We start from the raw sequence: 23,158 nt of genomic DNA, 5'->3' as shown, positions 1-23,158 counted from the left end.
CCCAATAGCCCTGTAGATATATGTTTACAACAAATATTATTCCAATTTCGTGTTTTAAGTATATTTCACCAATATTATTTGGCAATCTTTTTCTAAACTACGCTAATTAAGGAAGGAGCAATCTATTCTTGTGAAAATTCTTCTTCCCGAACTTGCGATAGGCCTGAATACATCATTTCATTAATAAGCATCCTCAAGTCATATTTAGGGGTCCATTTCAAGCTAATCTTTGTTTTATCAGTATCCATTGATATAAAGTCTACTTTTAATGGGCTGAAAATTGGCTCCTCGATTTTGACAACAGTTTGCCCAAATTTTATCGCATCCTTATCAATATTAAGATTTGCTAATCTTTCTTCATCAATGTCAATTATGACACCTTTTTCCTGCTCTCCCCTGCCACAAAATTCAACTTCTATACCTAGCTCTGCAAAGCTTAATCTGATAAATTCACGTATTGTAGAGGTTAATCCTGTGTCGATGACATGATCTGCGGCTTTATTTTGTTGTAATGTAAGCCAAATTGCTTCTACATAATCTTTAGCATTGCCCCATTTCCTTTGAACTGATAAATTCTCTAGATAAAGACGATCTTGCATGCCTAATGCTATTCGTGCTATAGCTTTAATTATTTTATGCGCTTCAGCTGCTTCTAAAGGGTTTTCGTGATTCAGTAATATAGCATTACATGCATACATCTGATAGGTATCTCGATAGTTAACGGTTGTCCAATATTCATATAGTTGGGATAAAGCATAGGAACTGCTTGAACAAAAAGGTGCAACCTTATCCTTCCCCTCCTCTTGTAAAAGACTGGATATTTCTGATGAGGAACCATGATAAATGCGACATTTATCTGTTAGCCCCAATAAACGTACAGCTTCTAAAATACGTAAGATACCTAATTCATCAACATTGACGCAGTATTCTGGGGATTTATTTGATCTTTTGTCTAATGATTGGGCTCCTAAATTATAAATTTCGTCTGGCTGAACTTTTTGAATGATAGCGCTCAAATTTGTTGAATCTTTCGAATCATTATCATGGAGTATGATATGTCGATCTATTAGTGGACTATCTTGGCACAAAGCAATGACAAGTTCGGAATTAAAAAAATATCCTTGCTTTTTAATCACATGTACAAAATATCCCTTATCTAATAAAAACGCGGCAAGATATACTCCGTCATGTCCCAGAACTCCCGTAATTAAAGCTACTTTTTTCTCACTGCACAACATCGTATTTAGCACTAATTTTATTACTTTTTCAATCTATTCACACTTGTAAAGCATTCTTTTTTAAATAAATAAAGCTATAGTTCCCTATAGCTTTATTTATTTAAACATTTTAATTACTAATTCACTCTAGAAAAAGTAAATACTAAATATGCTTCTCCATTAGTAATAGTTACTGGCATACGCATAACCAATTTATTTGCATCACTATATGAGAGGTCTAAACGATAACCAGTGATAACATTTTTTGCCTTATCCCCAGCATAGATTTTTTTGAATTGAAATTGTGGCTCGCCATTATTTTTTCCCGGGTTATAGATAGACCATATGATATCTCTAGATGCACCAGGAGCACATAGCTTTCCATCAGCTGAAAAAGATATATTTCCTTTACCATTACCTGGTAGAATCCAGGTACTGCCTACAAAACACTCTGCTGGAGCTTCTTCAAATACACTTTTAATGGTATAAGATGCCGGTAAGTTTTCACGATCAATTTGATCTAGTACCCAAGTTCCTTTTACAGCGCCTTTCCAGTCAGATGCGCTAGGGCCAGTAGTCATCGCAGTTGATGAAGAACTGGATGATGTTCCTTTTGGTTGCATACTACAAGCCGAAAAAAGAACCAAACTCAACATGAGAGTTGTGATAGATAAAAGAACTCGATTCATATTCATTAATTTTATAGTTACTTATTGTATTTTTGTTGTAAATATAACAACAAATCATGATTGAGACATCCAAAAATCATACCATTAGTAAGATTGTAGCAAAATCACTAATGCGTATATTCGTTTTACTTTTAGCACTTGCTTCTGTTCCATTATTATCTAATCAGGAAGCAGAATCTAAATTAGATGCAAAGAACGTTGCTTTTCCAAATGAAATGGCTATAGTGGCTCCTGCATTACTTTTTGTTATATTCATTGTTTTGCTTGTTATCATGTTGAAAAATAAATATTCACGTGTAGATATCAATTGGCAATTCTCTTTGTGTACCATATTTTTGTTAATCTATCTTATCCTTTTATACTCGCGTATATATCCTTTAATTGGATAATTGACCTAACGTATTTTTTTAATCAAATTAATAACTTTGAAAATCAATCTCGAAAGTCAAAATATATTCTTAATATCTAATGAATAAAAAACTAATTTGGAAAATAGCTAAAAACCTATTGAAGGTTGTTGTCACTATCACAGCTCTCTATTGGGTATTTAGCCAGGTTTCAATTCAAGATTTGAAAGAAGCTGTGATTAATTCAAATCCGCTATTTTTACTCCTTGCATTCCTAGCCTATGCGATCTCAATCCTCATATCCTCGTCTCGCTTACTCAGTTTCCTGACAGCAATAGGACTTCATGTTTCTGAACGATACAACTTCAAGCTTTATCAACTGGGATTATTTTATAACCTGTTCTTGCCAGGAGGTGTAGGTGGCGATGGATATAAAATTTATTTTCTTCGAAAAAAACATAGTATTAAGGGCCGAAAACTTTTAGGTGCATTATTTTTTGATCGACTAAGTGGACTATGGGCGCTTTGCCTAATTATAGCTGCATTGGTGATTTTTATGCCTCAGCTTGGAATACCTAATTATTTAACCATCATTGGCTTTATTGTTGGTACTGTTCTATATTATATGTTAGTTGGAAAGTTCTTTAAAGATTTTAAATCAAATTTTGTTAAGACACATTTGAAGGCGATAGGAGTACAATCCATGCAGGTTGTTTCTGCTATCATGATTTTATATGCATTAGGTTTTGAAGGTAAATTTTCGCCTTATCTGTTCCTTTTCCTAGCATCTTCATTAGTGGCCATCATCCCCTTTTCGGTCGGTGGATTGGGTATGCGCGAATTGGTATACGTTTGGGGGGCTAATTTCTTTCACCTAGATTCGCATTTAGCTGTTTTAATCAGCCTACTATTTTATATTATATCTGCCATTATGGCCTTTACAGGTTCGTACTATATTTTTCATCCTTCCGTCTTAGGTACCGATAAATTACCCTCTGTTAAAGAGCTGGAAGAATCACAAACTGAAGATTAAATTAAAAAATTATGCCAAATATTATAATAACTGGAGCGAGCAGTGGTGTTGGATTTGAAGCTGTTTTAGATCTAACTGCAAAAAAAGAAAATAATGTGATTGCTTTGGCGCGTTCAGCAGATAAGCTAAAACGATTACATGAGATTGCCTCAGACTTAAACTTTGATGGGGGCAACTTATATCCAGCACAGTTCGATATTGTCTATGATGACTATCAAACGCTATTACCATTCATTAAATCAAAATTTGATCAGGTAGACATTCTTATCAATAATGCAGGAATTTTAATAAACAAACCCTTCATGGAAAGCTCGATGGAGGAAATAGCTTCTATGTTTCAAACCAATATTTTGGCACATGCCAATATGATTCAAAATATCGTCCCGATGATGCAAGAAGGTGCCCATATTCTTAATATTGGAAGCATGGGAGGCGTTCAAGGATCATCAAAATTCAGTGGTTTAGCAGCTTATTCTTCAAGCAAAGCTGCATTAGCAGTGTTGACAGAATGTCTTGCAGAAGAATTTAAGGATAGAGGGATACGTGTGAATTGCTTGGCACTCGGATCAGCTCAAACAGAAATGTTCGAAGCGGCATTCCCTGGTGTAGAAGCAGGTAAATTAGCATTTGAAATGGGTAGATACATCGCAGAATTTGCCCAAAATGGGCATCAATACTACAATGGTAAAATTTTACCCGTAGCATTGACTACTCCATAAAATAATAAAAGGGCTCTAATAGCAATGAGCCCTTTTATTATAAACCAATATGTTCATTTTTATTATCTTTTGGCCCATCTTTACTGATTGCCTTTGGATTATCTCTCGTATAATGCCAGCTAATTTTATCTTCTAATTGCTGCCCATCTATTGAAGCTTTTACCTGAATGGTATTATCTCCTTCTTTCAGTTTAACATTTTGAAAGATATAATGGACATCTGTCTCTCCAATAGCGAATTCCTTTACCTCAACACCATTTACCATCAAAGTAGGTGTGCCGACATTAGAATAAACAGTGACAGCTGTTATCTCATTTGCTCTTTCAACAACGCGACGTTGAGTTAGATATAATACCGGCTCTTTACTCCAATTTGCCTTGTACCAATAGAAAGGGTCTTTTTTAAGCTTCCGGTCAAAAGTAACCAGTCCTTTGTAGTTTCTTGGCTCAACATTTAAAGCTGTAATAGGTGTGGCGAAGTCAAATGTATTCCACAAATATGACGCTAAAAAAACAGGGTGTCTCTTGATCGTCCCCCAATGTATCTCATGAAATTTAGTTGAAAATTCTTCTGGAAAAAACGCGGGGTTTGCCCACTGATTGCCAACATCTCCTACAATTTCTTGCTGATGACTGGGATTGGCCTCAGCTCCATATTCAGAAAAGATTATTTTATAATCTTTAAAGTCTTTTGAAATTTGATCGGCCCATTTATCTACATCACGAATAACGCCATTGTACCACCCAAAATAATGATTTATCCCTTGCATGTCTGCGTTGTTATTAACAGCATGGTCGATTATATTATAACCACTTACTTGTACAGTATATCGAAATGGATCTTCAGTCTTTGCTAAGTCGTTGAGCTTTGTTGTTAATTCGATTGTATAAGCATTGGGTGTATAGACTTCATTGTGTAGACCCCAGGTATAAATGGAAGGATGATTATAATTCTGCCTTATTAGTTCTGTCAATTGCTGTTTAGCATTTGCTTCTTCAAATGTCGTTACACGGTTAACAAATGGAATCTCCGCCCAAACCACAAAGCCCATACTATCGCATTTGGCATAAAAATACTCTGCCTGTTGATAATGTGCTAAGCGAATTGTAGTCGCCCCAATTTCCTTGATAATTGCTAAATCCTCGTCATGATCGGCATTTGATAATGCAGAAACCTTTTCCCCATCTATCTTGATGGCGCGTTACCCCATACATCGGATATTTAATATCGTTTAAAAAGAAACCTTCCCCGGCGCGCATTTCAAACTTACGAAGTCCCAATGGTTGGACTATTTCGTCCAAAACAGTGGTGCCATCTATAATTTGCGTCACAACTTTATACAGGTAAGGGTCGTCAATACCTTGCCATAGGTGCGGATTATTTATTTTAATTTCTTGTACTACCTCCTGTCTACCTTGTGGAAGTATCTGATAGTTCTTTATTTCCTTTGTTTTAACAGTACCATTCTGCTCCAAAATCGTACTTACGATAGCTATATTGCGCGCATCAGCATTTTTATTTTCCAGTTTTACTTTTAAACTTATGTGAGCACTCTTTTTATTTATTTGCTTTTGGCTTATAAATACTCCAGAAGATGCATAGTCCGATACAGCGATGTTAATTTTATCTGTTACTATAAGCTCAACTGGACGATAAATACCACCATACATAGGAAATAGCGTATGGTTTACAGGAATAACTTGTGGGGTAGCCTCGTTACTTACTTTAACAAGGATTTCATTTTCTTCTCCAAATTTCAACATATTTGTCAATTCAAAAACGAAAGCCGAATAGCCACCTTGATGTCTTCCTACAATTTGATAATTTCCATTAGGCTTTGAACTATCATACATCATGTTACCTTTTTCCTTTTTAGATGATAAGGGAGAATTATTGATGTAAACTTCGGAATTTGTATTAACTCCTTCAAACTTTATAAAGATACGCTTACCACGCCATGATTCCTCGGGAGTAATGGTCTTGCGATAATATGCCTCTCCTACATAAAACTTCTCATTAGAGGTGAATCGGTCATTACGGACTTGCATATCTTTTGCATTCCACGTATGGGGGACTGATACAACTTGCCAACTTCCAGAAAAAACGTTGCCGTATTGTAAAACATCTGTCGTAAAAGGTCCCTTTTTGAAAGCCCAATCCTGATTAAAAGCTATAACCTCTCTAGCTGTCGCTATTGAAGCCATAATAGTTAAGAAAGTTAAGATAATAACTGCCTTGAAATTCATAATAATAAAATAAAGGTTTTTGTTTAATAGTGATCATCATGATTATAATGATGGCGTGTAATAACAAAGATATAAACCTATTTGAATTCCAACGAAAGAGGTGGGCACCCCTTTATGAGCATTTACTATTATAAAATATCAATATCACGTCTCAATTAGCTTCAATAGCAATTTACAACGTTATCGCATTTTTAATAAAATAGAAATGCTGTCACTTAAATAATACAAATTAATAAGGATAATTAGCTTATTTGTTGACTGTATGAATCCATTTTACCAAGTCAACTAGCAACTCATTATTCATGGTTTCGCTAATTTCTGCATATTCGGAAACAGCACCAGTTGTCGCTTTTTGAAATAAATGGTTCAAGCCTTCATATTCTTTTAAAATAGTTTTACGATTAAAAGGTAGATTAGATTTCAGACTTTTCAGATTTTCATTTGCAGGGACTTGTACATCCAAGCTTCCAAAAGCCGCATATACTGGAATCGTAATCTTTTTAATAAATGGAATCGGATTAATACGCATAAAATACCGATATGACGGCAACAAAAGCGTCTCGAGTTCCAATTGATTAGCTGAGTTTAATTTTGTTGCATCAATTTTCATATTATCGAGTATCGCTGTCATCGCTTCTTGGTATGGCTTATTACTCTTGACAATTTCAAAATTTATTCTATTGATTTGCATCGCATGATTTAGGGCCTCCTCTGACATTCCCGCAACTTGACCAATACGGTATAATTGCGCTACCATTAATGAATCAATAGCTATTGCAGGGCCAGCTAATGATATGATATATGATAGTGATGGTAGTTTTTGACCAGCTAGCAGTTTCTGCAATCAATCCCCCTTCACTATGACCTATAATACCAATCTTATTCATATCGACGTTTGGTCTCCCTTTAAGGAGGTCTATCCCTGCCATCGCATCTTTACTAAAATTCTCAATTGTTGCATTCATAAAATTTCCTTGCGATTTCCCGACTCCTCGATCATCATAACGCAATACAACTATATTATTTTTGGTCAAATAATCAGAAAGAATACGAAAGGGCTCGTGTCCCATCATGGATTCATTACGATCTTGAGGCCCACTCCCTGAAATCAAAATTACCGCTGGAAATTTTCCTTTCTGTTTAGGAGTTGTTAAAGTTCCGCTCAATTGAACATCATCATACTTATTTTTAAAAAATACATCAACTGTATCGTAAAAATAAGGCGGAATGACTCGTTGAGATCTAACCCGTTTTGTTTCTTTGTTAATATCCCCTGACTTTAATAGATCCAATTTCACTTTAAATGCCCCTTGCTGGAACTCCCCACCTATAAAATCTGCTCGCTCTAATTTCCCTAAATAGCGGATACCCCCATCAATAACAACTTCAATACCATTACCTGTTATGTTCACTTGTGCAGGAATATCAAATGCTCCTTGATCTGGGCTATCTGCGCTTGCCTTCCATACACCCTTTTCTTGAGAAATATGAATTACAAAAACTAAGCTTGAATGACCAACTTTCAAGTCACCTTGCCATTTCCCCGAAAATTCTTGTGAAAAAGAGGATAAAGAACCGCACAATAAAAGAATTATATAAATTAATTTTTTGAAAATCATCATATGTAATAGGGTATAAAAATTGCGCTAATCGCTTCTGATAAGAAAACTATTATTATTAACAGTAAACCATGATAATTTTTCTTACTATTAATAGCAATACGAAAACCTTTAATCAGCAAATAAAAGAAGTAAATAATTAGTAATAATATAATAATCACCCCTATAAACAATAAAATCAAATCACCTTTATCAACGGTGGTTACAGCTTGTGGGTCCAATGCATTTTTTGTCATTAAATCAGCAATCGGATTCAGCCATTTATTAGTGTTTAGTAATGCCATAAAATAGATAGCAGATCTAGCCACCAAAACAGTTGTAAACATATCAACTAATCTCACGCGAGAAGTCAAGATCTTTCCTAGAATAAATAAAACTAGGGTTAATAAAATCGTTGCTATCACATTTTGATAAAATAATTGTAATAATGTCGCTGAATTAGATTTGAAACTTATTAAGCCAGGATAAGACCCCCCTAGATAATAAGCTGCGAAAGTCCCTATCAAAAATGAAATGAAACCAATAACAATCAATTTCGATTCGGAAAGATTATCAAATGGATTTACGATGATTTTATTTATCTTCATTTTAGAAATATTTCTTGATTTACCTTATTAACTATACTTCCTAATTCTTTCTTCTTTTGAGTGCCAATTAATAGTCTAGATCCGTCCTTGAATATTAATTGTAAGCCTTGATTACCTTTTGTATTATATGCCTTACCTTCACCTCCATTTCGATACCCCCAACCACCATAATCTGCGATGGGATTATAATCCTTGACATAAATTTGTTCCAACTCTGACCACTTGATTAATTTACTTTTTAATAAAAAAGGGAAAAATTGGACCGTAATACCGTTTCTATCAATTGTTGTTCTTAATCTAACCAAAGAAAATAAAACCGTAATTGTGAGTATAATCCAAAAACTAGGGTTAATACTGATTTCTTTTAGATTGCCTTTTAATACTGCTTCCCAATCAAAATCTAATGTAGATATAAACAATATCATCATTAATATAACGAGCAGCCAATTCCAAAAAGATTGTTTTTCGTGAAAATCCATATTATTTAATATTTTTAAATTTCAATAATTTTTCGATAAGGTCATCTAATTTATTTCTTACTGTCGGATAGCTCTTACCCAGTTGATTTGCCATTTCTTTCAAACTACCTGAATTTAATAAAAATTGAAGAACAAATTGTTGTTCTTCAAGTGTTAATTGCGTCCAAATGGGTAACGTAAATTTACCAATCACCTCGGTATCACACGATGTACAGGTTAATTTACTGACCTCTAATTTTGCATCACAGCTCGGACATTTATTTGGAAATCTTTTCATTTGTACTATAAATATAAATATTATTAAGAGGAATATCAATATTATGAAAGTAAAATTGAATAAAATTAAAAACATGCACTATCAATTATTTGTAAAGTATATTAATAATTATATTTGCTGCAAATAATTACTAGATTTAAACATGAAGAAGATTATTGGCTTTATTCTGACACCCATTTTTTATTTCTTTTTTGGCTTGTGCCTTTTAATCTTCCATCCAATTCAGTGGTTGAGTTTAAAATTAGGAGGATATGAAGCACATAAGAGAAGTGTAGATATTCTCAATTTTTTGTTAACCTATTGTAATTGCCTTTTACTAAATAGTGTCACTTTTATTGATAATAAAAATATTCCAAGTGGACGTCCTATAATTTTTGTCGCCAATCATCAAAGTTCATTTGACATCCCAGCAATGATTTTCTTTCTAAGGAGATTCCATGGTAAATTTATCTCCAAAATTGAATTAGCTAAGGGAATCCCAAGTATTTCTTTCAACTTAAAACATGGTGGCGCGGCTAACATTGACCGTAAAGATTCAAAACAATCAATAGGAGAAATTTTAAAGCTTGCGAATAATATGAAGACAAAAAATTGGTCTGCTTTTATTTTCCCAGAAGGGACTAGAACTAGGAATGGGAAAATGAAATCTTTTCATATCGGCGGAATCGCTACTCTATTGAAGAAAAATCCACAGGCACTAATTGTCCCAATAGCAATTAAGGGCTCGTATGAAATGACTAAGAATGGCTCATTTCCATTTACTCCTTTTGTAAAAATGAGTTGGGAAGTATTAGACCCTATTGATAAGACAAATAAAAGTTTAGAGGAAATCGTATTGGAAGCTGAACAAAAGATTCGAAAAAAGGTGGAAGATAATTAGACTACTTTACCTGTCTACCTTTCCAATCGTATTTACCAATATTACCCAAGATACCAATGTACACAAGATAAATAATATGTAATAGGGAAAGGATAGGTAAGTAACGAATTAACTCTTCTCTCCCTGCAAATTTTGTCAAAGGTTGTATAAATACATATTCGACAAATATCTTAACGACTAAAATCACCAAGAAAGTAAACAGGTAAGAATAGTGGTAGCATATGCCTCCCAAAAAACAGGCAAGCATGCAGAAATTAAATAGCCAAATCGTTATCCCTAATAATACAACTGCTTTATTTTTATATTTTGTGCTTTTAGAAGCCCAACGTTTTCGCTGGCTAAGAAATGACTTTAAGGTTGGTTTGGCATCGGTATAAACAATGGCTTCTGTGGATTTACAAAAACCTATTTTATTAGCATATTTTTCAGCTACTTTGTGCAAAAATAATTCATCATCTCCAGAAGCCAATTCGTCAATCCCAGAAAATCCGCCCATCTCATAGAAAATATCTTTACGGTAGGCCAAATTTGCACCATTACAGGTTGTTGGATTTCGGTTGCCAATACCGGCAGCTCCTAAACCAATTAAATATAAGAACTCAAGAGTCTGCAGACGCTCAAAAAAAGATTTCTCTTCTGAATAAATGACTGGTGATGATAATAGAAATAAATCTTGTGTTTCGAAATAACTTATTACCGTCTTCAACCAGTTTCTCTCCCATCCTACAGTCAGCATCTGTTGTTACAATAATCTCTCCGGTACTTAAGCCTATCGCTTTTGCAATAGCTAATTTTTTATATGAATTTAATTTATTACTCTCATTCAATTGAATCAATTTAACTCCGCGATCGGCATAAGATGAAATAACTTCACTGGTACGATCGGTCGAATGATCATCTATAATAATCAACTCCAACAATTCCATTGGAAAATTTTGATTAAGAACAGCTTCAATCGTACGTGCTATCCCAGACTCTTCATTACGAGCTGCTATGATAACAGATACGCGCTTCGTAGGTCGATAGTTTGATATCACAGAGGATATCTCAAACCAACCTAAACGCATATACAGCACTAAGGCGATATATATAACCGCCAATATTATTGTTAAAGAGCTAAGACTTAGAATCACCGAAAAAATTTATTTTCAAAACAAAAATAGACCCTAAAACTGCTGGCAGGATCAAATTAACAAACCAAATACAAGAAACAATCGCCATTACTGCCAATTCTTGATTTGTAATATAACTATATAAATTTCCTGCAACAAAGCTCCGAACACTAAAATCAAAAATATCCAATGTCGGTAAGGCCGCTTGTACAAAGAAAAGTATAAATATCATCAAAACCATTGCCATAACTGGCAAATTAGGCAGAATGACCATCATTAAAATAATATATTGTGAAGTAAAAATGATAAAACGAGCTAGTGATATCAAAATAACAACAAGTAATTCTTTAAAGGTATATTCTTCCAATATTGAAAAAAAAGGTTTGATACGATTCAAAAGTTTAATTCTTCCGACCAAGGTATCGATCCAATTTACATTAAAATAGAGTACTAAAAAGCCCGTAGCATAAATAATAGCTAATAGCCATATACCAAATTCAATGGAAACTGGTGTATCTAAATATGTGCAAGCAAACCAAGCTATGCTCAATGCACCTGCAATACTCGTTAATACCAACTGAGCAAATAATCCAACACCCATAGCTACGGCTCCACTAGCTCGGTTTTCAGGTTTTAGAAACAAAACACGACCACCATATTCACCAATTCTATTTGGAGTGAAGATTGCCCAAGTCAATCCACTAAACACAGATTGAAAAGCTTTGCCAAAAGATATTTTTTCAATCCTTACAACTAGATACTGCCATTTTATCACTTCTAGCATCCAATTGGCAAACATTAATAAAACTATCAAAGCAAATGTTAGCCAAAAAAAATGGGGATCAATTCCTGAAATTAATGTTTTAAATTTAAGTAGATTCTTGGGATCAGACAGCTGTTGGTAAATATACCAGCCAGCAAAAGCCAAAACAGCTATCTTAATCAATACACCTACATACTTCTTTTGAGCTTTTGTCAACATTCCTCAATTTTGGACACAATGTTACTAAATTTTAATCAAAGCTAAAGCTATTTTATGGCAATAATAGCATCCTTTAATACCTGACTACATATCCATATCGAATAAAAAATGTAATATTGCACATGCAGAAGGAGAAAGCGAAAGAAAGAATTATTTTAGGTATCGACCCTGGTACAGTAGTATTAGGTTATGGGCTTATTCGTGAACAAGGTAACAATATCAGCCTAATTACAATGGGTGTTATAAAAATGGGACATCTTGACGATCACGCACTAAAACTTCAACGCATATTTAAGAAAACCACTGCACTAATAGAAGAGTACAAGCCCGACAGTGTTGCCCTAGAAGCACCTTTCTATGGAAAAAACATCCAAGTTATGCTCAAATTAGGAAGAGCACAGGGGGTTGCAATGGCTGCCGCATTAAATTTTGATATTCCAATATATGAATACGCTCCAAGAAAAATAAAGCAATCTGTTACCGGAAATGGAAATGCTACGAAAGAGCAAGTTGCCGGTATGCTAAAATCGTTATTAAAGTTTAATGAAAGTCCTGAATTCCTTGATGCAACAGATGGATTAGCTGTCGCTGTATGCCATTCCTTCCAAAAAAATGCTACCTCAGGATCTAGTAAAAGCTACAGCGGTTGGAGCGCATTTGTTAAAGACAACGAAAAAAGGGTCAAATAAGTGCTAAAGCTGCACTTGCCTGATTACATTCTTCACGTTCAATTCAACAATATCTGTCATTGTTTTACACTTTAAATATTGCAGATTTGCCGTCGAAATAGCGTAGGCTTCTCGCAATTGCTTAATGTTAGCCTCCGTCGATAATTGCTGAGTTTTTGAGGCATCGCGCAAATCTGCAATACGATGTCTTTCACTTCTAACACGGTGTACTATCGATGATCGTTCTTCTTGTTGATACTGTAACACCGTTTTTTCTGTCAAATGTTCCATAGAAAGCTTAGCATAGGGAAAATTCTCTTTGAAAAATTGTGGCATATAAACTTTAGGGTTACCCTCATAAAACTGCTGATCAAAATCAATCGCACGAATTCGAAACTGAAAATCATCAAAGTCAGGGGTTATTTGAACCACAAAATTATATGCGCGCATGTCTCCCAAAAGAGTGATAATGCAACGTTCATTAAATTTGACAAATTCCTTCGAAATCCTAGTAAGGTTATAATCCGGCGTATACATACGCTGTTTAGCAAAAGTATCACCAGGAATCCCGACAATATGTTCTTCAACGAGTGTTTCATTGTCGACCATATAGTTTACCTGATTTGGCGATAAAATTTCCTCTAACTCCAAGCCATAAATTCTTGAAGCATCCGCCTGCTTGATATAGAAATAATCGTATACATCATTAAGGCGATTTACAATACGAATTCGAAACGGCCGCGTATTACCAAAGGCACAATACTCAACACGGTCAATATATTTATGCTGTACGATACGGGTATTGCCAGATGCTTTCAATTTTGCATAAATAATCTTTAAACCTTCATAAAGATTATCGATTAGATAGGGTGGGTATAATGGTGTTTCCCAATAAGTATCATTGCCATACTTATCTAGTACAGGTATAGTCTCTGTAAAAGTGAGAAGATCTTTATATGTAATAGGAAATTTTGCATCTCGCTGATACATGCGCAAATATTTATGTAAACCATCTCCAACAGCAAATATTGGTTTCTTTCTCGAAATTCTCACATCTTCTATTTCCATAAATTTCGTTTTATTGGGACAAAGTAAGTCAAAGTTTAAATTAATACTAAAATTGTTATTTAAATATCACATTAACAATATGTCTATTAAATTTTTACTAAATTTACAGACATAAACCAACAAAACTTAGTATTTTTGAAAAATTTAAAATTTTAATCTTTTATATGTATTTATAAATACAACATACAAACAGATTAATTTAATTAAAAACAGCACTTTTAATGGAAAACAACTATTCTAATTACGATTTAGACAATCTTGATATTCAGATATTATCAATTTTGATGAATGATGCGTCTATTCCTTACACAGAAATAGCAAAAAAATTAATTGTATCTGGTGGAACTATCCATGTTCGAATGAAGAAAATGGAAGAATTAGGTATAATTAAAGGATCCAATTTAATTATAAATCCTCAAAAAGTAGGCTTTGACATTACTGCATTCTTAGGTATATATTTAGAAAAAGGTTCTCAATATTCAGATGCTGTAGCACAATTAAAAGAAATCAAAGAAGTCGTTGAGTTGCATTATTGCACAGGGCAATACAGTATTTTTGCGAAAATAATCTGCCGAGATACTGTACATCTACGTAAAGTTCTAAATGAGGATATTCAGTCAGTTCAAGGAATTCAACGTACCGAGACAATTATATCATTGGAAGAAAGCATAAAACGACAAATTAGTCTAATATAAAATGAATAAAAAAGGCACAAATTAATTTGTGCCTTTTTTATTCATTATAATATTTTTTCCAAAATAGCGATATATTCATCTATTCCATTTTTAATTTCATCAACATATATAAATTCATCCGCCATATGACTTCGTCCCGAAAATCCGGGACCCATTTTCACAGAGGGGATTCTTAGCAAAGCTTGATCGCTCATAGTGGGCGACCCATAAGTCTTTTTGCCAAGACTCAAACCCGAAAGAACTAAAGGGTGATTTTCAGGTATAGAGGAAGAGCTTAACCGCGTTGAACGGGCCTTGATTTCTGATTGAACACTATTCTTAATAATATTCAACGTTTCTTCATTAGAATAAGCATCTGTTGTCCTAACGTCTACCACAAAATCACAGGTTGCAGGTACGACATTATGTTGCGCACCACATTGTATCATTGTAACTGACATTTTTATAGGCCCTAGCTTTTTAGATACCCGATCAAACTGATATGATTTAAACCAGTTGATATCTTCGATTGCTTTATATAATGCATTTTCTCCTTCTTCCCGAGCTGCGTGCCCTGCCTGTCCATGTGCAGTACAATCTAGTACCATTAAGCCCTTCTCGGCAATAGCAAGATCCATTAATGTAGGTTCTCCAACAATAGCAAAATCTAAAGAACCTAATTCTGATATAATTGATTCAATACCATTACTTCCAGAAACTTCTTCTTCAGCACTAGCGGCTAAACAAAAATTATATTTTAAATTTTTATTATCATAAAAATGGAGAAATACAGCAATTAACGAAACCAAACATCCACCTGCGTCATTACTCCCTAAACCAAAAAGCTTACCCTCTACAATGTCTGCTGAATATGGATCCTTTAAATATCCCGTATTCGGTTTTACAGTATCATGATGAGAATTCAATAAAATAGTAGGTTTTTGAGCATCATAATATTTATTGTACGCCCAAACATTATTTCCTTTACGATAGGATTTAATACCCTTATTATCAAAAAATTGAACAATAAGCGCTGCTGTCCCACTCTCCTCTCGACTAAATGAGGGAATACTAACCATTGATTTTAGCAATGTTAAACTCTCGTCAAATAATTGAATTCGTTTATTCATTATATAAACCTCCAGCTTTACAAGCAGATAGCTTAATCCCTTTTATAAAAGCAGAACTAAACCCATTGTGCTCCATTTCATTCAAACCAGCAATTGTACAGCCCTTTGGAGAAGTAACTTTATCAATTTCACTTTCTGGATGGCTTTGAGTCTGTAACAATAAATCTGCCGCACCTTTAGCAGTTTGAATTGCCATTTTTAACGCATCATGGGCATGAAAACCAATTTCTACACCGCCTTGCGAAGCTGCACGAATTGCTCTTAAAAAAAAAGCGATTCCACAAGCACACAACGCTGTGGCAGAAGTCATTAAATCCTCATTAATAACCACAACGGCACCAACAGTTTCAAACATAGCCTCAACAGCCCTAACAACATCACTAGATGCATCGTCACTTGCTACACATGTCATCGACTGTCCGATCGCAATTGCGGTATTTGGCATTGCTCTCACAACTGCTGTATCCGTTCCTAATACTGCTTTTATATCTGCACAACTTACTCCAGACACAACCGAAACAAAAACCTGATTAGAATTTCTAACTATCGGAGCAATTTCTTCTAAAACCTTACGTAACTGTTGAGGCAAAATTGCAAAAACAATAATATCAGCTTCTTTTACCGCCAGTAAGTTATTGTCTGTAACAATAAACCCTTCCTGACTTTCAGCGTATAAGGCCTTGACATTCCTTCTTGTCAAAGTAATTTGGTCTGCAGGACAAAATTGTTTCTTAACTAACCCTTTCGCAAGCGATAAACCAATATTACCTGTCCCGATAATGGTGATTCTTTTCATGATTATAAGTTCTATTTTAAGGTTAAACAAGTGCCAAATTGCCCTTGTTGGAACAAATGCAAATTATTGGCATGACCAATATACACATTCCGAACACCTTTTTGAATAGCATCAAAAGCATTTTGCAATTTTGGCACCATTCCGTCGTGGATTATACCATCTTCTTTCAATTTGGAAAATTCATCGGCATGAATAGAATTAATGACAGATTGTTCATCATTAACATCTTTCAATACCCCATTTTTTTCAAAACAGTAAACTAAAGAAGTATCGTACAATGAAGACAATCCAACTGCTAGTGCCGAAGCAATTGTATCCGCATTAGTGTTCAATAATTGACCTAACCCATTATGTGTAATCGCTGAAAACACAGGCACAAAACCCGCCTCCAGGAATTTCTTTATAGAGGCAGTATTAACGGAGTCATGTAAAATATCTCCAACAAAACCATAATCGATATCTCTAACAGGCCGCTTTATGGCCTTAATGGTTCCACCATCAGCACCACTTAAACCAATCGCATCACATTGTAACACCTGAAGTTTAGCTACAATAGTCTTATTTGTTAAACCAGCATAAACCATTGTAACAATACGCAACATCGCTTCATCTGTAATTCGTCTACCCTCAATCATCTTTGCTTCGACACCCAAATCTGATGCCAAACGAGTAGCTATCTTACCCCCACCATGAACCAAAATTTTCTTTCCTGGCAAAGCTGCAAATTTCTCCAAAAATGAATTTAATAATTGTTCATCGTCAATAATATTTCCACCAATTTTTATAATATTCAGGCCACTATTTGACATCTTTCTCTCTAAATCTTCCAAAATAATATATTTTAAAGCTTATCCTTATTTAGCTAAACTTTCCAGCATACGTTTTAATACTACTTGAGCTGCCCAAACACGATTACCTGCTTCTTTAATTACTAATGAATTAGGACCATCCAATATTTCTGCAGACAACTCCAAATCTCTTCTAACAGGCAGACAGTGCATAACCTTGGCATTGTTAGTAAGTGCCAATTTTTGATTATCCATCATCCAATTTTCAGTAACAGGAAAAACTTGACCATATTGCTCATAAGAAGACCAATTTTTCACATATAAAAAATCTGCGTCTTTAATACTTTCTTCCAAATTATTGGAAATATTTGCACCATTCGTAAATTCTTCAGACAACTGATATCCCTTCGGATGAGCAATTGTAAATTCAACTAGACCCTCCACTTGAGCCTGACACATCCATTCCGAAAATGAATTAGGAACTGCTTGTGGCAATGCTTTCACATGAGGAGCCCATACTAGTACAACCTTGGGTTTTTTACTATTTTTGTATTCGGTTATTGTGATTAAATCTGTCAAACTTTGTAAAGGGTGGCGAGTAGCACTTTCTAAGGATACTACTGGAACTCCGCAATATTCAATAAATTTATTAAATAAATCTTCTGAATAATCTTCCTCTCTATCTTTTAGTTTTGGAAAAGAACGTAGGCCTAAAATGTCACAATATTCACCCATAACGGCAGCAGCTTCGCGAATGTGTTCTACAGTAGTTCCATTCATCACAACACCATCTTGAGTTTCTAAAGCCCAGCCATCTTTATCCATATTCATGACCATAACATTCATGCCTAAATTCATAGCTGCTTTTTGAGTACTTAAACGAGTTCTCAAACTTGGATTTAAGAAAACTAAACCCAAAGTTTTATGTTTTCCTAAACTTTCCAGAGCATATGGATTAGCTTTCTGTTCCAAAGCTTCATTTACCACCTCGCTAACAGAGGCGACATCCTTAACTGAAAAAAACTTTTTCATATCTATATATTATTCAAAGCTAATCTTTTAATCTTTCGGCAAAAGCGGTTAAAAACTGATCCGCAACTTCCTTAGTTATATTTAAAGCAGGTAATAATCGGATTACAGAAGGCTTAGCCTCTCCAGTAAATATATTACTCTTATTAAGCAAATCTTTCTTTACATGCGCTAATTCAGCTGGCAAATCAATGCCAATCATTAATCCTCTACCTCGCACATCGATGACTTCATCAAATTTCTTCAATTCTTCAATTAAATATGAGCCCACTACTGCGGCATTTTGAATTAAATTTTCTTGTTTTATAACTTCTAAAACTGAGACCGCGGCAGCACAAGCCAAGTGATTACCCCCAAAAGTAGTACCTAACATTCCAAAAGTGGCAACAAACTTTGGAGCTATACTAATTGCACCTATAGGGAAACCGTTACCCATACCTTTGGCCATAGTATAAATATCCGCTGAGATTCCAGCATAGTCATGGGAATAAAATAGACCCGAACGTCCATATCCACATTGAACAGAATCAGCAATAAAGACTGCATCATACTGATAACAAAGAGAACGAATTAATTTAAGAAACGCGACAGACGCCTCACGAATACCACCAACACCTTGTATTCCCTCGATAATTACCGATGAAATATCATCTCCATAAGATTTAAAAGCTTTAAGAAGAGCCTCTTCATCATTGAAAGGCAAAAATACAACATCATTATTCTCGTTCACAGGAGCAATAATGGCAGGATTGTCAGTACAAGCAACTGCTAAAGAAGTACGCCCGTGAAAGGCTTTTGAAAAAGAAATGATTTTTTTCCTTTTATTATGAAACGACGCTAATTTTAAAGCATTTTCGTTTGCTTCGGCACCGGAATTACATAAAAACAAATGAAAATTCTCTTTTCCAGAAATCTCACCTAACAATCGAGCTAATTCACGCTGGATAGGAATCTCGACTGAATTAGAATAAAAACCAATACGGTCCAATTGATCTTTCAGCCTTTGAACATAATGTGGATGTGTATGACCGATTGAAATCACGGCATGACCACCATATAAATCCAAGTAGGCATTTCCTTCGGCATCCCAAACCGTCGAGCCTTTAGCTCTTACTATATTAATTGGATTAATGGGATAAACGTTAAATAAGTCCATTGACAATGATAAATAATTAAATGAGAAATATAAGTCCGATATGCTTTGCAAATATAGCTAAGTCTTCCTAAAAATCAGTCAAAAATAAAAAAGCCTATCATTTTCATGATAGGCTTTATATCTAATAAAATTAAAGATACTAGTCTTTGTTTTCTTCTTCAGTAGTAGCAGTGGTTTCTGTTTCCGCCTTAGCATCTTCAGTTTCTTCAGCTTTCTTTTTAGAAGTACCACGACGACGCGTTACTTTTTTCTCTGTAGCAGCTTTTCCACCGTAAATTTCATTATAGTCAACCAATTCAATGAATGCCATTTCAGCATTATCACCTAAACGATTTTCCATTTTGATAATACGAGTATACCCACCTGGACGATTAGCTACTTTTTCCGAAATTTCACGGAATAAGATTGTAATAGCCTCTTTGTCTTTTAAGTAAGAGAAAACAGTACGACGAGAGTGAGTCGTATCAGTTTTAGATTTAGTAATCAATGGCTCAACATATTTACGTAAAGCTTTAGCTTTCGCTAAAGTAGTTATAATACGTTTATGTTTTACTAATGACGTTGCCATGTTAGCTAACATTGCCTTTCTATGGCTGTCAGTACGGCCTAAGTGATTTACTTTTTTTCCGTGTCTCATTTTGATTTAAATTTAATGTATGTACCGTCTCTTCACAGAGGGAATTACATACAAGTAGCTTACTTAATATATTATTCTTCGTCTAATTTATATTTAGACAAGTTCATTCCGAATGATAAACCTTTCGATTTAACCAATTCTTGAATTTCGCTTAATGATTTTTTACCGAAGTTTCTGAATTTCAACATATCTGCTACGTCATAAGTAACTAGTTCAGATAATGAACGAATATCAGCAGCTTTCAGACAGTTCAATGCACGAACTGAAAGATCTAGATCTACTAATTCCATTTTCAAAATCTTACGCATATGCAAAATTTCTTCATCAACTACCTTTGTTTCCTCTTTAGTCTGAGACTCTAGAAGCATATTCTCATCAGAGAATAAGATAAAGTGTTGAATAAGGATCTTAGCAGCTTCTTTTAAAGCTTCTTCTGGATGAATAGAACCATCAGTAGAGATATCTAACAACAATTTCTCGTAGTCAGTTTTTTGTTCTACACGGTAGTTCTCAATGGTAAATTTAACATTCTTAATCGGAGTAAAGATCGAATCAATCGCGATTAATCCTACAGGACCATCAACGACTTTATTCTCATCAGCATTTACATAACCACGACCTTTAGCTACGCTCAATTCTACTTCAATTGTAACCGAGCTATCCATATTACAGATAACTAAATCAGGATTTAATACTGTAAAGTTGTTTGAGAATTTTGTGATATCACCAGCTGAGAAGTGCTCTTGACCATTGATTACTACAAATATCTTTTCGCTATCACCTTGATCACCAGTCTTTTGAAAACGAACTTGTTTCAAATTCAAAATGATCTCCGTAACGTCTTCAACTACACCTTTGATAGTTGAAAATTCGTGCGAAACGCCTGAAAACCTTATCGACGTAATTGCATATCCTTCTAATGAGGACAATAAAATACGGCGCAAAGCATTACCAATGGTTACACCAAAACCAGGCTCCAATGGACGAAATTCGAACGTACCATCAAAATCTGTAGATTTTTGCATGATAACTTTATCCGGTCTTTGAAATGCTAAAATTGCCATTTATTTCTTTTTAAAGTTTTTGTAATAATACTTGCAATACAATAGAATATGCATAATCCAGTTTGGACTATGCATATATCTACTTTATTTATTATTTAGAGTATAACTCTACGATTAAGTTCTCTTTAATGTTCTCAGGAATGTCAGATCTTTCTGGGTAACTTAAGAAAGTACCTTTAAGTTCTTTTGCATCCCACTCCAACCACGAGTGTTTGTTGATAATTCTACCAGAAACTGAATCAGTGATTGTTTCAAGTGATTGAGAACGTTCACGAACAGCGATTACATCACCTGGACGTAAGCTATATGATGGAATGTTAACTAAATCTCCGTTAACAGTAATGTGTTTGTGCGATACTAACTGACGAGCAGCAGAACGAGTAGGGGCAATACCTAAACGGTAAACCGTGTTATCTAAACGAGCTTCTAGTAATTTCAAGAAGATCTCCCCTGTAATACCTTGTTTTGAGGCAGCTTTAACAAACAAATTAGCGAATTGACGCTCTAACACCCCGTAAGTGTATTTTGCTTTTTGCTTTTCTAACAACTGAATAGCGTATTCAGATTGTTTACCTCTGCGTTTAGATGCTCCATGTTGTCCAGGAGGATAATTCTTTTTCTCTAACGCTTTATCTGGGCCGAAAATCGGCTCCCTAAATTTACGGGCAATTTTGGACTTAGGTCCTGTATATCTAGCCATTTTTTTTTCTTAAAGTATCTATTAGCCTATAGCTAATGAATCTTATCTTTAACCTAATTAAACTCTTCTACGTTTTGGAGGACGACAACCGTTGTGAGGAAGTGGAGTGATATCTTTAATAGTAGTCACATCAATTCCAACAGTTTGTAATGTTCTGATAGCCGACTCACGTCCAGCACCAGGTCCTTTTACGAATACTTCTACTTTACGTAGTCCTAAATCGTATGCAACTTTACCACAGTCATTAGCTGCCTGTCCTGCTGCGTACGGTGTATTCTTTTTAGACCCTCTAAAACCCATTTTCCCAGCACTTGACCAAGAAATAGTTTGACCTTGATTATTAGTCAAAGTTACAATGATATTATTAAACGTAGCATTGATGTGCGCCTGACCAACAGGCTCAATTACAACAATACGTTTTTTTGCAGCTTTTTTAGTTTTAGCCATTTCTTAATTTTTATTTAGTAGCCTTTTTCTTGTTTGCAACTGTCTTACGTTTACCCTTACGAGTACGAGAGTTGTTTTTAGTGCGTTGACCACGAACTGGTAAATGCTTACGATGACGTAATCCACGGTAACAACCGATATCCATTAATCGTTTAATATTCAGCTGAATCTCTGAACGTAAAGCACCCTCTACTTTAATCTCCTCAGAAATTAATGTACGGATTGCCGCTAATTGTTCATCATTCCAATCTTGAACTTTAACGTCCTGACTGATTCCCGCCTTATCTAAGATAAGCTCCGCTGTTGTTCGACCGATACCAAAAATGTAGGTAAGGCCGATAACACCCCTTTTGTTTTTAGGTAAGTCAATACCTGCTATCCTTGCCATATATGTTTAGCGATTATTTTTAATTAATTAACCCTGACGTTGTTTGTACTTAGGGTTCTTTTTGTTGATTACAAAAACTTTTCCTTTGCGACGAATGATCTTACAATCAGCGCTACGTTTTTTTATTGATGCTCTTACTTTCATGATTTTATTATTTTCAAAAGCTTGCACTATCAGACTATCAGACCGTTACTTATAACGGTATGTAATACGTCCTTTAGTCAAATCATAAGGAGACATTTCTAATTTAACTTTATCCCCAGGCAAAATTTTGATATAGTGCATGCGCATTTTACCAGAAATATGAGCAATAATTTCATGCCCATTTTCCAATTCTACCCTAAACATAGCATTAGAAAGTGCCTCTCTAATTATTCCATCTTGTTCAATTGAGGCTTGTTTAGCCATATATTCTTGATTATTATT

31 protein-coding genes are annotated in these 23,158 nt (G+C 34.7%); 6 read left to right on the top strand and 25 right to left on the bottom strand.

The window, feature by feature from the left end; translation table 11 throughout:
- Window positions 1–122 precede the first annotated feature (122 nt).
- The gene (locus ACFX5U_RS01040) at window positions 123–1,250 is read right to left on the bottom strand and encodes a GDP-mannose 4,6-dehydratase (protein WP_400262275.1); all 1,128 of its coding nucleotides are present in this window, start codon (window positions 1,248–1,250) and stop codon (window positions 123–125) included.
- A gap of 104 nt (window positions 1,251–1,354) precedes the next feature.
- A complete protein-coding gene (locus ACFX5U_RS01035) occupies window positions 1,355–1,906 on the bottom strand; it encodes a lipocalin family protein (protein ID WP_038702013.1) in 552 nt (183 codons plus the stop codon).
- Between the two features lie 56 nt (window positions 1,907–1,962).
- On the opposite strand from ACFX5U_RS01035, the gene ACFX5U_RS01030 reads away from it, so the two are divergent.
- The 3 genes from ACFX5U_RS01030 (at window position 1,963) to ACFX5U_RS01020 (ending at window position 4,005) form a co-directional block, all read left to right on the top strand.
- The gene (locus tag ACFX5U_RS01030) at window positions 1,963–2,295 is read left to right on the top strand and encodes a hypothetical protein (protein WP_038695554.1); all 333 of its coding nucleotides are present in this window, start codon (window positions 1,963–1,965) and stop codon (window positions 2,293–2,295) included.
- Window positions 2,296–2,374: 79 nt separating this feature from the next.
- Window positions 2,375–3,286 (top strand): lysylphosphatidylglycerol synthase transmembrane domain-containing protein, encoded by a 912-nt coding sequence (locus ACFX5U_RS01025; RefSeq protein WP_400262274.1) that lies wholly within the window; start codon window positions 2,375–2,377, stop codon window positions 3,284–3,286.
- 11 nt (window positions 3,287–3,297) lie between these two features.
- The gene (locus tag ACFX5U_RS01020; RefSeq protein WP_038695550.1) at window positions 3,298–4,005 is read left to right on the top strand and encodes an SDR family oxidoreductase; all 708 of its coding nucleotides are present in this window, start codon (window positions 3,298–3,300) and stop codon (window positions 4,003–4,005) included.
- A gap of 37 nt (window positions 4,006–4,042) precedes the next feature.
- Here the strand turns inward: ACFX5U_RS01020 and ACFX5U_RS01015 are convergent, their stop codons facing one another.
- From ACFX5U_RS01015 to ACFX5U_RS00985, 7 genes are all read right to left on the bottom strand, one after another.
- Window positions 4,043–5,110, bottom strand: coding sequence for a glycoside hydrolase family 2 TIM barrel-domain containing protein (locus tag ACFX5U_RS01015; protein WP_400263561.1), 1,068 nt, complete (start codon window positions 5,108–5,110; stop codon window positions 4,043–4,045).
- Window positions 5,111–5,150: 40 nt separating this feature from the next.
- Window positions 5,151–6,251 (bottom strand): glycoside hydrolase family 2 protein, encoded by a 1,101-nt coding sequence (locus ACFX5U_RS01010; RefSeq protein WP_400262273.1) that lies wholly within the window; start codon window positions 6,249–6,251, stop codon window positions 5,151–5,153.
- 247 nt (window positions 6,252–6,498) lie between these two features.
- A complete protein-coding gene (locus ACFX5U_RS01005; protein WP_400262272.1) occupies window positions 6,499–7,008 on the bottom strand; it encodes a hypothetical protein in 510 nt (169 codons plus the stop codon).
- A gap of 7 nt (window positions 7,009–7,015) precedes the next feature.
- Window positions 7,016–7,873 (bottom strand): alpha/beta hydrolase family protein, encoded by an 858-nt coding sequence (locus tag ACFX5U_RS01000; protein WP_400262271.1) that lies wholly within the window; start codon window positions 7,871–7,873, stop codon window positions 7,016–7,018.
- A complete protein-coding gene (locus ACFX5U_RS00995) occupies window positions 7,870–8,457 on the bottom strand; it encodes a hypothetical protein (RefSeq protein ID WP_038695546.1) in 588 nt (195 codons plus the stop codon). Before ACFX5U_RS00995 ends, ACFX5U_RS01000 begins: the two co-directional genes overlap by 4 nt.
- Window positions 8,454–8,936 (bottom strand): hypothetical protein, encoded by a 483-nt coding sequence (locus tag ACFX5U_RS00990; protein ID WP_051959736.1) that lies wholly within the window; start codon window positions 8,934–8,936, stop codon window positions 8,454–8,456. The genes ACFX5U_RS00995 and ACFX5U_RS00990 overlap by 4 nt, the downstream gene beginning before the upstream one ends.
- A gap of 1 nt (window position 8,937) precedes the next feature.
- Window positions 8,938–9,213, bottom strand: coding sequence for a DUF2089 family protein (locus ACFX5U_RS00985; protein ID WP_038695544.1), 276 nt, complete (start codon window positions 9,211–9,213; stop codon window positions 8,938–8,940).
- A gap of 142 nt (window positions 9,214–9,355) precedes the next feature.
- Between ACFX5U_RS00985 and ACFX5U_RS00980 the strand changes: the two genes are divergently transcribed.
- On the top strand, window positions 9,356–10,093 hold the full coding sequence (locus tag ACFX5U_RS00980) for a lysophospholipid acyltransferase family protein (RefSeq protein ID WP_038695542.1): 738 nt from the start codon (window positions 9,356–9,358) through the stop codon (window positions 10,091–10,093).
- Window position 10,094: 1 nt separating this feature from the next.
- Here ACFX5U_RS00980 and ACFX5U_RS00975 read toward each other — a convergent pair whose 3' ends face one another.
- The 3 genes from ACFX5U_RS00975 to ACFX5U_RS00965 are packed head-to-tail and all read right to left on the bottom strand — an operon-like array spanning window position 10,095 to window position 12,187.
- On the bottom strand, window positions 10,095–10,799 hold the full coding sequence (locus tag ACFX5U_RS00975) for a glycosyltransferase (protein ID WP_400262270.1): 705 nt from the start codon (window positions 10,797–10,799) through the stop codon (window positions 10,095–10,097).
- Window positions 10,711–11,193, bottom strand: a complete 483-nt coding sequence (locus ACFX5U_RS00970) for a glycosyltransferase (protein WP_400262269.1) — start codon at window positions 11,191–11,193, stop codon at window positions 10,711–10,713. The genes ACFX5U_RS00975 and ACFX5U_RS00970 overlap by 89 nt, the downstream gene beginning before the upstream one ends.
- Window positions 11,194–11,209: 16 nt before the next feature.
- Window positions 11,210–12,187 carry a lysylphosphatidylglycerol synthase domain-containing protein gene (locus ACFX5U_RS00965; protein WP_235212330.1) on the bottom strand — a complete coding sequence of 326 codons (978 nt, stop codon included), beginning with the start codon at window positions 12,185–12,187 and terminating at the stop codon, window positions 11,210–11,212.
- A gap of 122 nt (window positions 12,188–12,309) precedes the next feature.
- On the opposite strand from ACFX5U_RS00965, the gene ruvC reads away from it, so the two are divergent.
- Window positions 12,310–12,876, top strand: a complete 567-nt coding sequence (gene ruvC, locus ACFX5U_RS00960; RefSeq protein ID WP_038695538.1) for a crossover junction endodeoxyribonuclease RuvC — start codon at window positions 12,310–12,312, stop codon at window positions 12,874–12,876.
- Window positions 12,877–12,879: 3 nt separating this feature from the next.
- Here ruvC and ACFX5U_RS00955 read toward each other — a convergent pair whose 3' ends face one another.
- Entirely contained in the window at window positions 12,880–13,923 is a 1,044-nt protein-coding gene (locus tag ACFX5U_RS00955; RefSeq protein WP_400262268.1) for a hypothetical protein, read from the bottom strand.
- 221 nt (window positions 13,924–14,144) lie between these two features.
- On the opposite strand from ACFX5U_RS00955, the gene ACFX5U_RS00950 reads away from it, so the two are divergent.
- On the top strand, window positions 14,145–14,618 hold the full coding sequence (locus tag ACFX5U_RS00950) for an Lrp/AsnC ligand binding domain-containing protein (protein WP_038695534.1): 474 nt from the start codon (window positions 14,145–14,147) through the stop codon (window positions 14,616–14,618).
- Window positions 14,619–14,662: 44 nt separating this feature from the next.
- Here the strand turns inward: ACFX5U_RS00950 and ACFX5U_RS00945 are convergent, their stop codons facing one another.
- The 12 genes from ACFX5U_RS00945 to infA form a co-directional block, all read right to left on the bottom strand.
- Window positions 14,663–15,727 (bottom strand): M20 family metallo-hydrolase, encoded by a 1,065-nt coding sequence (locus tag ACFX5U_RS00945; RefSeq protein WP_400262267.1) that lies wholly within the window; start codon window positions 15,725–15,727, stop codon window positions 14,663–14,665.
- A complete protein-coding gene (gene proC, locus ACFX5U_RS00940; RefSeq protein WP_038695531.1) occupies window positions 15,720–16,523 on the bottom strand; it encodes a pyrroline-5-carboxylate reductase in 804 nt (267 codons plus the stop codon). Before proC ends, ACFX5U_RS00945 begins: the two co-directional genes overlap by 8 nt.
- 11 nt (window positions 16,524–16,534) lie before the next feature.
- Complete coding sequence (gene argB / locus ACFX5U_RS00935) at window positions 16,535–17,332, bottom strand: acetylglutamate kinase (protein ID WP_038695529.1); 798 nt, start codon at window positions 17,330–17,332, stop codon at window positions 16,535–16,537.
- Window positions 17,333–17,377: 45 nt separating this feature from the next.
- A complete protein-coding gene (locus ACFX5U_RS00930; protein ID WP_038695528.1) occupies window positions 17,378–18,343 on the bottom strand; it encodes an acetylornithine carbamoyltransferase in 966 nt (321 codons plus the stop codon).
- A 19-nt stretch (window positions 18,344–18,362) separates the two neighbouring features.
- Window positions 18,363–19,496: an aspartate aminotransferase family protein gene (locus ACFX5U_RS00925; protein ID WP_400262266.1), complete on the bottom strand. Its 1,134-nt coding sequence runs from the start codon at window positions 19,494–19,496 to the stop codon at window positions 18,363–18,365.
- A gap of 139 nt (window positions 19,497–19,635) precedes the next feature.
- Entirely contained in the window at window positions 19,636–20,133 is a 498-nt protein-coding gene (gene rplQ, locus ACFX5U_RS00920) for a 50S ribosomal protein L17 (protein ID WP_038695524.1), read from the bottom strand.
- Between the two features lie 71 nt (window positions 20,134–20,204).
- Window positions 20,205–21,197, bottom strand: a complete 993-nt coding sequence (locus ACFX5U_RS00915) for a DNA-directed RNA polymerase subunit alpha (protein ID WP_038695522.1) — start codon at window positions 21,195–21,197, stop codon at window positions 20,205–20,207.
- Window positions 21,198–21,288: 91 nt separating this feature from the next.
- Window positions 21,289–21,897 carry a 30S ribosomal protein S4 gene (rpsD, locus tag ACFX5U_RS00910; protein WP_038695520.1) on the bottom strand — a complete coding sequence of 203 codons (609 nt, stop codon included), beginning with the start codon at window positions 21,895–21,897 and terminating at the stop codon, window positions 21,289–21,291.
- A gap of 57 nt (window positions 21,898–21,954) precedes the next feature.
- A complete protein-coding gene (gene rpsK / locus ACFX5U_RS00905; protein WP_021190946.1) occupies window positions 21,955–22,344 on the bottom strand; it encodes a 30S ribosomal protein S11 in 390 nt (129 codons plus the stop codon).
- Between the two features lie 10 nt (window positions 22,345–22,354).
- Window positions 22,355–22,732: a 30S ribosomal protein S13 gene (rpsM, locus tag ACFX5U_RS00900; protein WP_038695517.1), complete on the bottom strand. Its 378-nt coding sequence runs from the start codon at window positions 22,730–22,732 to the stop codon at window positions 22,355–22,357.
- A gap of 27 nt (window positions 22,733–22,759) precedes the next feature.
- Window positions 22,760–22,876 carry a 50S ribosomal protein L36 gene (gene rpmJ / locus ACFX5U_RS00895; RefSeq protein WP_038702005.1) on the bottom strand — a complete coding sequence of 39 codons (117 nt, stop codon included), beginning with the start codon at window positions 22,874–22,876 and terminating at the stop codon, window positions 22,760–22,762.
- A gap of 45 nt (window positions 22,877–22,921) precedes the next feature.
- Window positions 22,922–23,140 (bottom strand): translation initiation factor IF-1, encoded by a 219-nt coding sequence (infA, locus tag ACFX5U_RS00890; protein WP_002997456.1) that lies wholly within the window; start codon window positions 23,138–23,140, stop codon window positions 22,922–22,924.
- Window positions 23,141–23,158 lie beyond the last annotated feature (18 nt).

Source organism: Sphingobacterium sp. SG20118, assembly GCF_044740685.1.
GTDB lineage: Bacteria > Bacteroidota > Bacteroidia > Sphingobacteriales > Sphingobacteriaceae > Sphingobacterium.
The sequence above is the reverse complement of the archived record's forward strand: the minus strand, read 5'-3'. Positions and strand labels throughout refer to the sequence as shown.